The organism is Gammaproteobacteria bacterium (assembly GCA_036381015.1).
Classification (GTDB): Bacteria; Pseudomonadota; Gammaproteobacteria; order Steroidobacterales; family Rariloculaceae; genus ZC4RG20.
The window spans coordinates 70,023-84,737 of sequence record DASVDR010000041.1 but is presented as its reverse complement, the minus strand read 5'-3'; the positions used below and the strand labels follow the sequence as shown (position 1 = coordinate 84,737).

14 protein-coding genes are annotated in these 14,715 nt (G+C 69.0%); 3 read left to right on the top strand and 11 right to left on the bottom strand.

Going from position 1 to position 14,715, the window contains the following annotated elements:
* Positions 1-11 precede the first annotated feature (11 nt).
* Positions 12-1,313 (bottom strand): MFS transporter, encoded by a 1,302-nt coding sequence (locus tag VF329_14120; GenBank protein HEX7082141.1) that lies wholly within the window; start codon positions 1,311-1,313, stop codon positions 12-14.
* A 117-nt stretch (positions 1,314-1,430) separates the two neighbouring features.
* On the opposite strand from VF329_14120, the gene ald reads away from it, so the two are divergent.
* Positions 1,431-2,525: an alanine dehydrogenase gene (gene ald, locus VF329_14115; GenBank protein HEX7082140.1), complete on the top strand. Its 1,095-nt coding sequence runs from the start codon at positions 1,431-1,433 to the stop codon at positions 2,523-2,525.
* Here ald and VF329_14110 read toward each other — a convergent pair.
* The 5 genes from VF329_14110 to VF329_14090 form a co-directional block, all read right to left on the bottom strand.
* Positions 2,513-3,274 carry a hypothetical protein gene (locus tag VF329_14110; protein HEX7082139.1) on the bottom strand — a complete coding sequence of 254 codons (762 nt, stop codon included), beginning with the start codon at positions 3,272-3,274 and terminating at the stop codon, positions 2,513-2,515. The genes ald and VF329_14110 overlap by 13 nt on opposite strands.
* Positions 3,267-3,653 carry a DUF6152 family protein gene (locus VF329_14105; GenBank protein HEX7082138.1) on the bottom strand — a complete coding sequence of 129 codons (387 nt, stop codon included), beginning with the start codon at positions 3,651-3,653 and terminating at the stop codon, positions 3,267-3,269. The genes VF329_14110 and VF329_14105 overlap by 8 nt, the downstream gene beginning before the upstream one ends.
* A 1-nt stretch (position 3,654) precedes the next feature.
* Positions 3,655-4,716 carry an NAD(P)-dependent oxidoreductase gene (locus tag VF329_14100; protein ID HEX7082137.1) on the bottom strand — a complete coding sequence of 354 codons (1,062 nt, stop codon included), beginning with the start codon at positions 4,714-4,716 and terminating at the stop codon, positions 3,655-3,657.
* A 19-nt stretch (positions 4,717-4,735) separates the two neighbouring features.
* Positions 4,736-5,617: an MBL fold metallo-hydrolase gene (locus VF329_14095; protein ID HEX7082136.1), complete on the bottom strand. Its 882-nt coding sequence runs from the start codon at positions 5,615-5,617 to the stop codon at positions 4,736-4,738.
* Positions 5,618-5,887: 270 nt separating this feature from the next.
* Positions 5,888-6,553: a TerC family protein gene (locus tag VF329_14090; protein ID HEX7082135.1), complete on the bottom strand. Its 666-nt coding sequence runs from the start codon at positions 6,551-6,553 to the stop codon at positions 5,888-5,890.
* Between the two features lie 238 nt (positions 6,554-6,791).
* On the opposite strand from VF329_14090, the gene VF329_14085 reads away from it, so the two are divergent.
* Positions 6,792-8,876 carry a TonB-dependent receptor gene (locus VF329_14085; protein HEX7082134.1) on the top strand — a complete coding sequence of 695 codons (2,085 nt, stop codon included), beginning with the start codon at positions 6,792-6,794 and terminating at the stop codon, positions 8,874-8,876.
* A 4-nt stretch (positions 8,877-8,880) separates the two neighbouring features.
* On the opposite strand, the gene VF329_14080 is transcribed toward VF329_14085, so the two are convergent.
* The gene (locus tag VF329_14080) at positions 8,881-9,408 is read right to left on the bottom strand and encodes a cytochrome c (protein ID HEX7082133.1); all 528 of its coding nucleotides are present in this window, start codon (positions 9,406-9,408) and stop codon (positions 8,881-8,883) included.
* Positions 9,409-9,431: 23 nt separating this feature from the next.
* Positions 9,432-10,541 (bottom strand): S-(hydroxymethyl)glutathione dehydrogenase/class III alcohol dehydrogenase, encoded by a 1,110-nt coding sequence (locus VF329_14075; GenBank protein ID HEX7082132.1) that lies wholly within the window; start codon positions 10,539-10,541, stop codon positions 9,432-9,434.
* 166 nt (positions 10,542-10,707) lie between these two features.
* Between VF329_14075 and folP the strand changes: the two genes are divergently transcribed.
* Positions 10,708-11,988 (top strand): dihydropteroate synthase, encoded by a 1,281-nt coding sequence (folP, locus tag VF329_14070; GenBank protein ID HEX7082131.1) that lies wholly within the window; start codon positions 10,708-10,710, stop codon positions 11,986-11,988.
* A 17-nt stretch (positions 11,989-12,005) separates the two neighbouring features.
* On the opposite strand, the gene pabB is transcribed toward folP, so the two are convergent.
* From pabB to VF329_14055, 3 genes are all read right to left on the bottom strand, one after another.
* Complete coding sequence (gene pabB, locus VF329_14065; protein HEX7082130.1) at positions 12,006-13,373, bottom strand: aminodeoxychorismate synthase component I; 1,368 nt, start codon at positions 13,371-13,373, stop codon at positions 12,006-12,008.
* A gap of 203 nt (positions 13,374-13,576) precedes the next feature.
* Positions 13,577-14,437, bottom strand: a complete 861-nt coding sequence (gene fdhD, locus VF329_14060) for a formate dehydrogenase accessory sulfurtransferase FdhD (GenBank protein HEX7082129.1) — start codon at positions 14,435-14,437, stop codon at positions 13,577-13,579.
* Positions 14,438-14,453: 16 nt separating this feature from the next.
* Positions 14,454-14,705, bottom strand: a complete 252-nt coding sequence (locus VF329_14055) for a formate dehydrogenase subunit delta (protein HEX7082128.1) — start codon at positions 14,703-14,705, stop codon at positions 14,454-14,456.
* Positions 14,706-14,715: the final 10 nt, after the last annotated feature.

Genomic DNA, 14,715 nt, shown 5'->3' with positions numbered 1-14,715 from the left:
GCGACGGAGGCTCAAGCCCGAACGGGAGCCGCCGCGACGCTGCGGGCCGCCGCCCCCTCGCGCTCGTCGACGGCCAGCAGCACCAGGAGGCCGATCGCGAACAGGCCGAGCACGACGGTGACGCCCGCACGCTGCGATCCCGTGACATCGGTCAGCACGCCGAGCAGGAACGGTCCGATGAACGCCGTGAGCTTGCCGGAGAACGCGAAAAAGCCGAAGAACTCGTTCTCGACGGCCGGCGGAACGAAACGCCCCATCAGCGACCGGCTGGCCGCCTGATTCGGGCCTGCGAAAATGCCGATCAGGATGCCGGCGACCCACAGGGCCGGCGCACTGGTGGCGGCGATCGCGACGCCGGTCGCGACGATCAGCCCGAGCAGCGACAGGATGATCGTCCGCTTGCCGCCGATGCGGTCATCGAGGAAGCCCATCAGGATCGCACCGGCGCCCGCCGCGACGTTGATCACGATGCCGAAGACGAGAACCTGCGGGAGCGTGAAGCCGAAGGTCTCGGCGGCATAGATGCCCCCGAACGCGAAGACCGTCACGAGCCCGTCGTTGTAGAGGAGCCGCGCGATCAGGAAGCGCACGGTCTGCCGATAACGGCGGACCTCAGCGAAAGTGCGGCGAAGCTGGGTCAGCGCCTCGCGCACGATGCGCCCGGGCGGCGAGACGCGCGACTTGTCCTCCTTCACGAAGAGGAACAGCGGCAGGCTGAAGACGACGAACCAGACGGCAACCAGCAGATTCGTCGCGCGCACGTTCTCGCCGTCCTCGCGCGAGAAGCCGAACCACGGCGTGTCGGGCTGCACGAGCGTGACGAGCGCGACCACGAGCGCGAGCAGGCCGCCGAAATACCCGAGCCCCCAGCCCCAGCCGGAGACCGTGCCGATTCGTCCCTCAGGCGCGATGTCCGGCAGAAACGCGTTGTAGAAGACGCTGCCGAGCTCGTACGCGATGTTCGCGATGACGAAGAGCACGAGCGCGGCCGTGACCTCGCCGGGCAGCACGCCGTAAAGGAGCGCCGTCGCGCCGGAGCAGACGAGCGTCGCGAGCACGACGAACAGCTTGCGAAATCCGCCGCGGTCGGCGAGCGCGCCGAGCACCGGCGAGCCGAGCGCGACGACGATCGCCGTGATCGTCACGCCGCGGGACCACAGCGCGGTGCCATGAATCGGATCATCCGCAATGACCTGCGTGAAGAAGGTGGCGTAGACGAACGTCACGACGAGCGTCGTGAATGCGGAGTTCGCGAAGTCGTAGAGCGCCCAGGACCAGACCTCGCGACGGCGGGCCGGGCTGCGTTGCGTCATAGCGGGTTCCGAGCTACGGGCCGCGCGACGTTAACATCCGGCCGAAATCGGCGGCAAGCGCGATGCGCGATCTCCCCTCTGGACAGAGGCGCCGCCGGGCCCTTAACGTGGATCGAAATGCGGATCGGCGTGCCGAGGGAAATCAAGAGCGACGAGCACCGCGTGGCGCTGACGCCCGCGGCGGCGGCGACGCTCGTGCGCGCGGGCCACGAGGTGCTGATCGAGACGGGGGCCGGCATCGGCGCGGGCCTCGGCGATGCCGAGTTCGAGTCCGCGGGCGCCCGTATCGTCCCGTCCACGGAAGCTCTGTTCGACGAAGCCGAGCTGATCGTGAAGGTCAAGGAGCCGCAGTTGGAGGAGCTTGCGCTGCTGCGGCCCGAGCACGTGCTGTTCGGCTATCTGCACCTCGCCGCGGATCCGGAGCTCGCGAGAGGCCTGCTCAAGGCCCGCGTGACGGCGATCGCCTACGAGACCGTTACCTCCCCGAACGGCGGCCTCCCGCTGCTCGCACCGATGAGCCGCATCGCCGGACGAATGGCAGTCCAGGCCGGCGCCCATCACCTCGAGCGCACCGCCGGCGGCATGGGCGTGCTGCTCGGCGGCGTGCCGGGCGTTCCGCCCGCGCGCGTCACGGTGATCGGCGCCGGCGTGGCGGGCACCGGCGCGATCGAGTCGGCAATCGGCCACGGCGCCGACGTCGTCGCGCTCGACACCGACGTCGCCAAGCTCGAGCGCCTCGCCGCGCGCTTCGAGAGTCGCATTCGCACGGAATACTCGACGCCCGACGCCATCGCCCGCAACCTCGCCGAATCCGCGCTCGCGGTCGGCACGGTGCTGGTTCCGGGCCGCAGCGCGCCGAAGCTCGTGAGCCGCGAGATGATCGCCGCGATGCCTCGGGGCGCGGTCGTCGCCGACGTCGCGATCGATCAAGGCGGCTGCTTCGCGACGAGCCGGCCGACGACGCATGCCGACCCGGTCTACGAGGTCGACGGCGTTCTCCATTATTGCGTGACGAACATCCCCGCGGCCGTGCCGCGCACCGCGACCTTCGCGCTCGTGAACGCGACGCTGCCCTATGTCCGCGCGCTGGCCGACAACGGCTGGAAGAAGGCCATGAAGCTCGACCCGCATCTCGCCGCGGGCCTCAACGTGGCGGACGGCCGCGTGCGCAACGAAGCCGTCGCCGCCGACCTCGAAAGCTACTCCCCGTAGCTCGGGTCGCAGTCGTACGGATAGAGGAAACCGTCCGGATCGCGCGTCCACGCCATGTAGCGCGCCGCCTTCCCGGCGAAAATCGCGGGGTCCTCGTAAAGCTGCGTGAGCCAGAGCGTGTCACCGTCCGGGCTCAAGCGGAAATGCTCGATCAGATGGATGTTCTCGCTGTGGTCGACGCCGTTGTTCATGAACGTGCCGGGCGCGATGTGCGTGGTGTCGACGACGAGCGTGTCGCCTTCCCAACGTCCGATCGAGTGCCCGGACTTGAAGTGCGGGGCTTCCGGCGGCGGATGCTCGGTCTCGTTCAGATGAATCACCCGCGTCATGTCGAAATACTCGGCGCGAATCACGATCAGGTCGCGGCCTTGATGGATCTCGATCGGAAACGGCGCCTGCATGTAGAACACGACGGACGGCGGGACGCAGGTATTTTCCCGCTTCAGCTCCTCGGCATAGTCGTACTCCGCGATCTGCTCGAGGGCCGCTTCGGTCAGCTCGAGCCCGGCGAAATCTCCGGCCCCGAGCTCGCCGCCGCCCGCATCGTCGATCATCACGACGCCGTCCGGAAGCTCGTCGATCAGCGCCTGCCCGGAAGGCGAGCGCTCGAACTTCACCTGCCACACGCCGGAGAGGTCGGGCACGGGCTCTTGCCCGGCCGCCGCGCCGGAGACCGACAGCGCGACGGCTGCCGCTGCCGAGACGGCTGCCGCCGCCGCGGCGGCCGGTTTCGCGCGGGCGTCAGTCACCGGCCGTGGGCCGCTGCCCAATCAGCACGCGGCCGTCCTCGAACGTGATGCGGTAAATGCGCATCGAAGGCGACCCGTCGCGCGCCGGATAGCCTTCGATCGTGACGCGGTCGCCGACCGCGAGCGAGTGCTCGCTCCAGCCGCGCCGGCGCAGGATGTTCGGCGAGTTCGTCTCGGCCCGCCACGTCTCCTCTTCGCCGTTTTCGCCGGTCGCCGAGACGAACACGAGGCCGTGCGGATTGCGGAACCGGAACTCGGTGACGACCCCTGCGACGGACACGATCTCGTCGGCGACGAAATGGACCGCAAAGGAATGGTGCGCAATCGCCGCAGGAGCAAAGAGACACGCCGCGGCGAGCGGGACGAGCACGCGCTTCACCTCACCCTCCCGGCGGCGCCCCGAGCAGGCTTCGCCCGCCGAATCTGCGCCGCCACAGCTCGATGGCTTCCCGATTGTAAACGTATTCGGGAACTTCCGACCGAAGCGCGGCAAGCACCGCCTCGGTCGCCCACGGAATCGCTGCGTGAAGCGTGCCGCCCTCGTTCGCGGCGATCATGTGCGGGCTCAGAATCACCTTGTCGCCGAGCGCGAGGAGGCGCGCGCCGGCCGGGGGCGGCTCCACCGCCAGCACGTCGAGCGCGGCGCCGCCGATGCGGCCGCGCTCGAGCGCATCGCAGAGAGCGTCCAGATCGACGATCGGCCCCCGCGCGGTGTTGATCAGCAAGGCCCGCGGCTTCATCGCCGCAAGCTCGGCGGCGCCGATCATCCCGCGGGTCTCGGCAGTGAGATTGCAATGCAGCGTGACGACGTCCGCCTCGCGGAGCAGCGTTTCGAGATCGACGCGCTCGACCCCTCGCAGCGCGAAGCGCGCGTCGTCCACGTAAGGATCGACGCCGATCAGCCGCGCGCGCCACGGGCCGAGAAGCTCCGCCAAGCGGGAGCCGATGCGCCCGAGCCCGACGATGCCGATCGTGAGCCCGGGATACCCGTCGGCGCGACGCCCGACGTAGCGGCCCTCGAGCCGCTTGTCGCGCCAGCCGCCCGCCTTGACGTGGCGGTCGCGCTCGGCAATCCGCTTCAGGAACGCGAGCATCAGCGCGATCGTGCCTTCCGCGACGCCGCCCCAGTTCGCCTCCGTCGGGCAATGCGTGACGAGGATGCCGAGCTCCGTGGCCGCGTCGACGTCGACGTCGTCGACGCCTATCGTGTATTTCGCGACGATGCGCAGATTCGGGAACGCGCCGAGGAGCGATGCGTCGATCACGCCGCCGCGGAACGTTGCGCCGACGAGCGCCGCCGCATCCGGCGCGGCGGCGAGGAGGCGCGGGATGTCCCGATCGAGCTCGCCCGCGACGACCTCGCAGCCGGCCGCCTCCATCAGGCGGTGCGACTCCTGCGTCTCGTCGACGGGCCGGTAGATCAGGACCTTCGGCCGGCGCAACGAGGTTTCGACGGGCGTCTCAACGCCCCCCGAGCTCGAGCCGAATCGACTCGTAAAGCCCCTCCAGGAACGTGTCCGGCGAGCCCCAACGCTCGTCGAACTCCCGAGTGGGCTGCGCCGCGGTCACCTGCTCGAGGGTCATGCCCTGCTCGACCATCGGCTTCACCCGGCCGTAGACCTCGGCGACCATGTCGCGGAACGCCTGGACGTCGTCGCGCGTCGAGACGACGCCGTGGCCCGGCAGGATCTTCGTCTCCGGCCCGGCCATCTCGAGCAGCAAGTCGAGCGCTTCGATCGTGCCGGCGGCCGTTCCGCCGTTGCCCGTGTCGATCCGCGGGTACCCCGTGGTACGGAACACGTCCCCGGTATGGATTACGTCGGCGCCGACGAAATGGATCACGCTGTCGCCGTCCGTGTGCGCGGCCGGCACCTTCACGATCCTGATCTCCTCGCCGTTGAAGTGAAGCGTGGCGGCGTCGGAATACGTGACGACCGGCAGCGCGGCCGGCGGCGCGGGCTGTTCCCCCTTGCTCATGCGCAGCCGCACGTTGTCGTGCGCGAGGATCGGGATGCCCATGTTCCCGAGGTTCTCGTTGCCGCCGACATGGTCGCCGTGAACGTGCGTGTTGATGACGAAAAGCACGTCGCGGTCGGAGACGGTGTCGATCGCGGCGAGAATCTTGTCCGTCAGCGGGGCGAACTGGTCGTCGATCATCACGACGCCGTCCTCGCCGACGGAGAGCCCGATGTTTCCTCCGCGGCCCTCGAGGTAGTAGAGGTTCTCGGCGACCTCGTGGACCGTGATTTCGACGGACGCGAAATCGTCTTGAGCCGTAGCGGCTTGCGCGGCACAAAAGCCGGCGAGCACGAGCGATACGCTTGTTGTCTTTCGGCGTTGCATCGCTTCCCCCTGAAGAAAAGACTCGTCCCCGGGGATCATAGCACGCAGCCCGCGGACCGGCCGCCGGGCAGAGGACGCCCGGCTCGCGAGTATCGTGTCCCGCGAATACCTATACATGATGCTTGACGGGAGCTCCGCGTACGCCACCCCAGCGCTCACTCCGTTCGCGCCGGGGACCCCGGGCAGGGATGTCGCGGAGCGAGCCCCCAGGGACGGGTTCACGGCGTTCCCGGCAAGCATCGTGTATAGGTATTTGCGGGACGCCCCCAACTAAGTGAGCTGTTGCGCGGCGGCCTCGAAAACTTCGAGCCCGCCTTCGAAAATCATCCGCAGGGACACGTAGAAGATCAGCGCGAGACCGACGTACGCGATCCAGTGATACCGCGCGAGGAGCCGGGCGACGAGGACGGCCGCGAATCCCATCAGCGCGACCGACAACGTGAGCCCGAAGACGAGCACCCAGAGGTGCTCCCGCGCGACCCCCGCGACCGCGAGAACGTTGTCGAGCGACATCGATACGTCGGCGACGATGATCTGCGTCGTCGCCTGCCGCATCGTCTTGCCCGCCGGCGAGTGGCCCGGGTTCACGGCGCGGGCCGGGCTCGGGCCCGCCGTCTCGAGGGCTTCCTCACGGGCGCTCCGCTCGTAGCGCGCGGCCTGAAGCTCGCGCCAAAGCTTCCACGACACCCAGAGCAGCAGCAGGCCTCCGGCGAGAAGCAGCCCGATGACGTTCAACAGCTGGACCGTGACCGACGCGAACGCGATGCGCAGCACGGTGGCGGCGGCGATGCCGAAGAGCATCGCGCGGGCCCGCTGGTCGCGCGGGAGGCCGGCCACGGCCATCCCGATTACGACCGCATTGTCGCCGGCGAGCACGAGATCGACGAGGATGACCTGAGCGAATGCGGCAAGCTCGGAAAGCGATACGAAATCCATTATGTGGGAGAGCGAGGAAGAACCCAGAAGAAGCCCCGGGGGCGAGCCACGGGATGCCCCATGATCCATGGCACGCCGCCTGGTAGCCTCTACTGGAAACGAGCGGCTTGCGTCAGGCGACTAGTGTGCCAACGGACCGCCCGGATCGGAAGTGTCTCATTTGCGCCGCTCCGACCGAATCGGTCATGATAGGCAGTCCCTTCGATTTCCCGCATCGTCCCCTGCGAGATGTGACGCGATGACCACACGAACTCTTCCGTACGCGATCTCCATGGGCCTCTCGTGGTCGGCTTTGTGCCTCGGAGCGCCTTTCGCCGCGGCGCAAGAGGCGGCGGAGCCGCGCCCGATGCCGCCGCTCGAGGAGATCGTCGTCACGGCCACGCGCCTTGCCACCACGCTCGATCACGTGCCGGCCGCGGTCTCGGTCGTGACGCAGGAGGAAATCCAGCTCGGCCGACAGCAGCTCGCGCTCGACGAGTCGCTGAGCCGCGTGCCCGGCCTGTTCATGCAGAACCGCTACAACTTCGCACAGGATCTCCGGGTCTCCATCCGCGGCTTCGGCGCCCGGGCGAACTTCGGCATTCGGGGCGTGAAGATTCTCGTCGACGGCATTCCCGAGACCCTGCCGGACGGGCAGGGATCGGTCGACGGCATCGACCTCGGCGCCGTCAGCCAGATCGAGGTGGTCCGCGGGCCGAGCTCCTCGCTGTACGGCAATGCGTCCGGCGGCGTGATCAGCGTCACCACGGAGCCGCCTCCCGAGGAGCCGTTCGCGGAGCTGCGCCTGTCCGGCGGACGCTACGACTTCAAGAAGCTCCAGCTGAAGGCCGGCGGCCGCGGCGACCGCGTCGGCTACCTCGTGAGCCTTTCGGACTCGGACTACGGCGGGTTCCGCGACCACAGCGAGGCCGAGAACCGCCAGCTCAGCGGCCGCTTCAACGTGAACTTCGAGGGAGACCGCAAGCTGCTCGCCGTCGTCAACCTCACCGATCAGCCGACGTCGGACGATCCGGGCGGCATCACGGCCGAGCTCGCAGCGAGCGATCCGGCCGCCGCGTGGCCGGCGAACGTGGAGTTCGCCGCCGGAGAGAGCCTCGAGCAGCAGCGCGTGGGCTTCGTTTACGACATGCCTCTCGGCGACCGACACTTGCTCACGGCCCGCAACTACTACATCTGGCGCGATTTCGCGAACAGCCTGCCGTTCGTCGACGGCGGTATCGTGGATCTCGACCGCTTCTTCGTCGGCGGCGGCCTGAGCTACACGTACGACGGCTTCTGGCTGGACCGCCCGAACCGCCTCGTCGTCGGCCTCGACTACGACGACCAGGACGACGACCGCAGACGCTTCGACAACCAGCTCGGAACACGCGGTGCGCTCACGTTCGATCAGAACGAGACCGTGCGCAGCATGGGCCTGTTCGTGCAGAACGAGCTCAGCGTCACGGAGCAGCTGCTCCTGACGCTCGGCGTGCGGTTCGACGAGGTGGAGTTCGACGTGACCGACCGGTTCCTCGCCGACGGCGACGATTCCGGCGAGCGCAGCCTCGACGGCACGAGCCCGATGCTCGGCCTCGTCTACGTGTTCTCGCCGAGCCTCAGCGTCTACGGCACGTACTCCACGGCCTTCGAAACGCCGACGACGACGGAGTTCAACGACCCGAGCGGCGGCGGCGGCTTCAATCCCGTCCTCGATCCTCAGGAAGCGGGCAACGTCGAAGTCGGACTGCGCGGCCTGCTCGGCGACCGCCACCGCTACGAGCTCGCGCTGTTCTCGATCGAGGTGGACGACGAGCTGATTCCGTTCGAGGTGCCGGGCAGCCCCGGCCGCGACTTCTACGTGAACGCCGGCCAATCCAGTCGCGACGGCCTCGAATTCTCGTTCATGACGCAGCCGACGGAGCGCCTGCAGGCGATCGTCAGCTACACGTATTCCGACTTCGAGTTCGACCGCTTCGTGGATGCGAGCGGAGAGGATTTCGCCGGCAAGACGATTCCCGGCACGTCGGAGAACGTGCTGTTCGGCGAGCTCAGCTATCGGCACCCGGTGGGCTGGTTCGCGGCGTTCGACGTCCTCTACATCGACGATCAGTTCGCGAACAACGCGAACACGGTCGTGAACGACGCTTACACGCTCTCGAACGTGCGTTTCGGCTACGAGCACACGTCGGGCGACCTGCTAATCACGCCGTTCGTCGCGATCAACAATCTCTTCGACGAGACGTACAACGCGAACGTCCGCATCAACGCCTTCGGCGGCCGGTTTTTCGAGCCCGGCCCCGGGCGCAACGTCTACGCGGGCGTGTCTCTGAACTGGCGCTACTGAGCCGCTACCGCAGCGGCACGAGGGGCCCCGGCGGGAGCTCTCCGGCGGCGCGCGCCGACAGGTAGGACCAGAGCTCCTCATAGTAGCGGGAAACCTCGCGGTGCTCGCCCCACGGGCGCATCGGAGCGCGGTTGCCCGAGTAGCCCCGGTCGAGGGCGGCGAAGAACGCGCTCCGGTCGAGCTGGCCGACACGGTGCACGAGGCTCGGCGCGAACGTGCTGCCCTCGGCGTCCGTGCCGTGACAGCTCGCGCAATAGCGCTCGAACACCCGCCATCCGATATAGGTCACGAGGTCCGTGGCGCACGTCGCCGCGGCCGCCTCCGCCTCTCCTTCCCCGGCCCGTTCCGCGCACTGGACGCGATACGCATGCGGGGCGGCGCGCGGCCCGGCCGCCGGACCCTGCTGCGCGCCGCCCGACGAAGCCCAAACGCCGCCGAGCACGACGTGGAGTAACAGCGCCGCGGCCGGCGGCCGGCGCCTCCGCTTCGGGATGCGCCGGCCGCCTTCGAAGCGACGGCTCGACCTCGTCACGGCCGGGAGGCCGCTCGGCCCCCTTAGTAGTGGATCACCGAGCGGATGCTCTTGCCCTCGTGCATCAGGTCGAAGGCCTTGTTGATGTCCTCGAGGCCCATCGTGTGCGTGATGAACGGATCGATCTTGATCTCGCCGCTCATGTACTGGTCGACCATGCCCGGCAGCTGGCTGCGCCCCTTGACGCCGCCGAAGGCGCTGCCGCGCCATACGCGGCCGGTGACGAGCTGGAACGGCCGCGTGCAGATTTCCTGGCCGGCGCCCGCGACGCCGATGATCGTAGACTCGCCCCAGCCCTTGTGGCAGCACTCGAGCGCGGCGCGCATCAGATTGACGTTGCCGACGGCCTCGAACGAGTAGTCGACGCCGCCGTCGGTCATATCGATGAGCACCTGCTGGATCGGCTGATCGTAGTCCTTCGGATTCACGAAGTCGGTGGCGCCGAGCTGGCGCGCCATCTGCTCCTTCTCGGGATTGATGTCGACCGCGATGATCCGAGCCGCCTTCGCCATCACGGCGCCTTGAATCACCGACAGGCCGACGCCGCCGAGCCCGAAGACCGCCACGGTGGATCCCGGCTGCACCTTGGCCGTGTTCAGCACGGCGCCGATGCCGGTCGTGATCCCGCAGCCGAGGAGGCAGACCTTCTCGAGCGGCGCCTCCTTGTTGATCTTCGCGACGGCGATTTCCGGCAAGACCGTGTACTCGGAGAACGTGGAGGTGCCCATGAAGTGCAGCACCTGCTTGCCGTTGCTCGAGAACCGGCTCGTGCCGTCCGGCATCACGCCCTTGCCTTGCGTCACGCGAATCTTCTGGCACAGATTCGTCTTGCCCGATCGGCAGAACTTGCACTCGCCGCACTCCGGAGTGTAGAGCGGGATCACGTGGTCCCCGGGCTTCACCGACGTGACACCTTGCCCGACCTCCTCCACGACACCGCCGCCCTCGTGACCGAGGATCACCGGAAACGCACCTTCCGGATCGTCGCCCGACAGCGTGAACGCGTCCGTATGGCAGACCCCGGTCGCCACCAGACGCACGAGCACCTCCCCGGCTTTCGGTCCCTGGACGTCGACCTCCTCGATCGACAAGGGCTTCCCGGCTTCCCACGCAACCGCCGCTTTCGCTTTCATTGTCCGTTCCTCTTCTTGTGGCCTAAAAACTGCTGGCCTGAAAATCGTTGATCGGGGGGCCGTCATTGTATGAACTCGCTGCTTTGCTGTCGCCCCTCGCCGCGGCCCGGTCGGACGCGGCGGCCCGCGGTACACTTGGGCGCTTTCGGAACGGGCGCTCCGCTGCATGGACATTTACCTCGGCCTCGGATCGAACCTCGGAGACCGCCGCGCGAACATCGCCGCGGCCCTCGCGGAGCTCGCCGCCGCGGGCATCGAGATCCTCGACGTATCCCCCGTGGTGGAGTCGCCCGCGCTCCTGCCGGAGGCGGCCTCTCCCGATTGGAATCGGCCGTTCCTGAACGCAGCGGCGCGCTGCCGGACGGCGTCGAGCCCCGATCAAGTGCTCGACGCGGCCAAGCGGATCGAAGCCCGCCTGGGGCGCGACGCGACGCACCGGTGGGCCCCGCGCCCGATCGACATCGACATCCTGCTGTGGGGCGATCGGGAAATCCGTACCGAACGTCTCGTCATACCGCACCCGGCGCTGACCCGCCGTAACTTCGTGCTCGCGCCGCTCGTCGCGCTCGATCCCGGGCTGACCGTGCCCGGCCGCGGCGAGCGCACCGTGCTCGACTGGTCCGGCGAGCTGCGCCACCGTATCCCGCTCTGGATGGGCATCTTGAACCTCACGCCGGATTCGTTCTCCGACGGCGGCGAGACGGTGACGTGGGAGGCGGCGGAGGCGCGGGTAGACGCGATGATCGCCGCCGGCGCGCAGATCGTCGACGTCGGCGCGGAGTCGACCCGGCCCGGAGCCCGGCCGCTGACGGCCGACGAGGAATGGGCTCGCCTCGAGGCGCCGCTCGCGAAGCTGATCGACAAGGTCGCCGGCGCTCCGCTCCGGCCGCGAATCAGCGTCGATACGTACCACCCCGAGGTCGCACGGCGGGCGCTCGCGCTCGGCGCGGACATGATCAACGACGTGAGCGGCCTCACGTCCCCGCAGATGCTCGAGGTCGCGGCCGGCGGCGGCGAGTGGGTCGCCATGCACAGCCTCACCGTGCCGGCCGATCGAAGCGTGACACTGCCGGCCGACGGCGATCCGGTCGACCATGTGCTCCGCTGGCTCGATGCCCGGCTCGGCGAGTGGGACGCGGCCGGCATCCCGCGCAAGCGCATCGTCTTCGATCCCGGCATCGGCTTCGGCAAGAACCCTCTTCAATCGCTCGAGCTGTTGCGCAACGTCGCGCGCTTCCGCGTTTCCGGGATCCGCTGCCTCGTCGGGCATTCGCGGAAGTCGTTCATGGCGGGCTTCACGAAGCGGGACGTCGCCGACAAGGATCTCTTCACGATCGGCGCGTCGTTGAATCTTTGCGCGCAGGGGGTCGACATCATTCGCGTGCACGACGTGCCGTCGCACGTCAGCGCTTATCGAGGATGGGTGCATCTGCTGCCGGCCGACTGAGCGCCGGCACGTAGCGCTCAACGCCGATCGGCGCCGAGCACGGCGAGGAGCGCCGCCGCCTTGTCGAGGCTCTCCCGATACTCCGCCTCGACCTCCGAATCGGCGACGATCCCGCCGCCCGCCCAAGCGTAAACGCGGTCGCCGCGGCGCAGCAGCGTGCGGATCGCGATGTTCAGGTCCATGTCGCCGTCGAACCCGACGTAGCCGATGCAGCCGCAGTACACCGTGCGCCGCTGCGGCTCGAGCGTCTCGATGATCTCCATCGCGCGCAGCTTCGGCGCGCCCGTGATCGAGCCCCCCGGAAAAGCGCCGCGCACGAGGTCGAGCGCGTGCGCGTCCGGCCGCAGCCGCCCCTCGACGGTGCTGACGAGGTGGTGGACGTTGGCGAAGCTTTCGATGTCGAACAGCTTCGTCGCGCGGACCGACCCGGGCACGCAGACCTTGCCGAGGTCGTTGCGGAGCAGGTCCACGATCATGACGTTCTCGGCGCGGTCCTTCGAGCTCGCCCGAAGCTCGTCGGCGAGGGCACGGTCGGCGGCCGCGTCGGGGGCGCGGGGCCGCGTGCCCTTGATCGGCTTCGTCTCGACGCGCCCGCCGGCCACCTTGAGGAACCGCTCCGGCGACGACGACAGGATCTCCGCGAACGGCAGGCCCAGGTAGGCCGCGAACGGCGCCGGGCTGCGGCGGCGCAGGTCCGCGTAAGCCGCCCAGGAATGGCCCTGCGCCGCGGCCTCGAAGCGCTGCGTGAGGTTGACCTGGTAGCAGTCCCCGGCGCGGATGTGCGCCTTCACGCGCTCGAAGGCCGCCCGGTAGCCCTCGAAGTCGAAGCTCGACGCGATCGTCGAGCCTGCCGTGAAGGGCTTGACCTCCGGCGGATCACGGGGGCAAAGCGCATCGACGAGGTCGTTCCACTCGTCGAACGTCCGCTCGTCGCGGCCGGCGCCGACGAGCCACGTGCGACGCTCGACGTGGTCGACGACGCAGGCCCAGTCGTAGAGCCCGACGGCCATCTCCGGGACGTCGATGTCGGCCGCGGCGATCGTCGGCAGGCGCTCGAAGCGGCGGCCGAGATCGTAGGCGAGGTAGCCGATCGCGCCGCCCGCGAACGGCACCTGCGGCGGGCGAGCCGCCGGGGGCCCGAGGCGCTCGATCAGAAGCTCGATGGGATCGCGGCCGGAGACGTCGGTGCCGTGCGGGGCGCGGATCTCCGTCACGCCGCCGCGGGTCGTCAGCGTGACGTAGGGCTCGGCCGCGAGGATGTCGTAGCGGCCCGCCTCGCCCCCTCCGTGGCCGCTGTCGAGGAACACGTGCCACGGGCGGCCGAGCAGCGGATGGAAACGCCGCGTCGACTCCGCGATGTAATCGATCTCCGTGATCCGTGGCAAGGCGGCCCTCCGGCCGCTCGGCGGGCGACTGGGCGTATCGGCGTGCCGTGGCGGGGGCAATTCTCGCAGAGCGCGCGCCGGGGCTCTAGCCTGGTCGCGGCGAGCGCGTCGCGAGCGTGGCCCCGGCCGCCAAGTGCCGAGGCCGAAAGCCGAGGGGGTTGGGGGCTGACAGATGCGGCGAGGGTCAACCGAAAGGTTCGCGCTCAGACGACGCGGTCGGGGCGCGAGTAGATGTTGAAGCGGTCGCGCTTCAGAAAGCCGACGAGCGTCATGCCGAACTCCTCGGCGAGCTGCACGGCGAGCGACGACGGGGCGCCGACGGCCGCGAGCAGCGGGCAGCCGGCCATCATCGCCTTCTGCATCAGCTCGAAGCTCGCGCGGCCGCTGACGACGATGCCGTAGTCGGTGAGCGGCAGCGCGTCGGCCATCAGACGGTTGCCGATCAGCTTGTCGAGCGCGTTGTGGCGGCCCACGTCCTCGCGGACGAGATGGATCGTGCCGGCGGCGTCGAAGAGGCCCGAGGCGTGGAGGCCGCCGGTCTGGTCGAAGACGTCCTGGCGGGCCCGGAGCGCCTCGGGCAGGCCGCCGAGGACGTCACGGCCGATCTCGAAGCGGACGGACGCAATGTCGTAGCGGCTCTGCACGGCGACCGCCTCGAGCGACGACTTGCCGCAGACGCCGCAGCTCGACGACGTGTAGAAATGGCGCTCGAGCCGATCGAGGTCGACCTCGACGTCCGGGGCGAGCTCGACGCGGACGACGTTGACGAGGCCGTCGGCCGCGGGCGGGCCGCAGGGGCCGACGGAAGCGACGTCCCGCGACGCGCGCACGATGCCTTCGGTGAAGAGAAAGCCGACGGCGAGCTCGAGGTCCTTCCCCGGCGTGCGCATCGTGACCGAGATGCTCTGCTCGCGATGCTCGCGGCCGACGAAGTACCCGAGCCGAATTTCCAGCGGCTCCTCGGTGGCGACGACATCGTCCTCGACACCGGCGCCGAGCCCGACGCGGCGGACTTCGAAGTGCCGCACGCTCTGGCGGCGCACCGCTTCGTTCAGGTCGGCCACATTGTTCCGCCGCGTGTTATGCGACGTCTTTCCGCTGCTCCTCGGCGATGCGCGCCACGGCGTTCGCGGCGAGCTCCGACAGCGGATCGACCTCGCCCGCCGGGTCGCCCCCTTCCAAGTGGTACGCGACGATCTGCCGGCGCATCTCCGGCGTCCAGAAGCGCTTCAGATGATCCGCCGTGGCGGCCACGACCTTTTCCCTGTCCTGGCCGTAGTCCAGGTTCTTCGCGATCTGATTCGCCATCCGAACCAGCTTGCCGATGTCCATCTTCGTTGCC

What these genes read in the sequence shown, in the direction of transcription:
- VF329_14120 (HEX7082141.1), bottom strand. Translation starts at nt 1,313, where the DNA reads ATGACGCAACGCAGCCCGGCCCGCCGTCGCGAGGTCTGGTCCTGGGCG.
- ald (HEX7082140.1), top strand. Translation starts at nt 1,431, where the DNA reads ATGCGGATCGGCGTGCCGAGGGAAATCAAGAGCGACGAGCACCGCGTG.
- VF329_14095 (HEX7082136.1), bottom strand. Translation starts at nt 5,617, where the DNA reads ATGCAACGCCGAAAGACAACAAGCGTATCGCTCGTGCTCGCCGGCTTT.
- VF329_14090 (HEX7082135.1), bottom strand. Translation starts at nt 6,553, where the DNA reads ATGGATTTCGTATCGCTTTCCGAGCTTGCCGCATTCGCTCAGGTCATC.
- VF329_14085 (HEX7082134.1), top strand. Translation starts at nt 6,792, where the DNA reads ATGACCACACGAACTCTTCCGTACGCGATCTCCATGGGCCTCTCGTGG.
- VF329_14075 (HEX7082132.1), bottom strand. Translation starts at nt 10,541, where the DNA reads ATGAAAGCGAAAGCGGCGGTTGCGTGGGAAGCCGGGAAGCCCTTGTCG.
- folP (HEX7082131.1), top strand. Translation starts at nt 10,708, where the DNA reads ATGGACATTTACCTCGGCCTCGGATCGAACCTCGGAGACCGCCGCGCG.
- VF329_14055 (HEX7082128.1), bottom strand. Translation starts at nt 14,705, where the DNA reads ATGGACATCGGCAAGCTGGTTCGGATGGCGAATCAGATCGCGAAGAAC.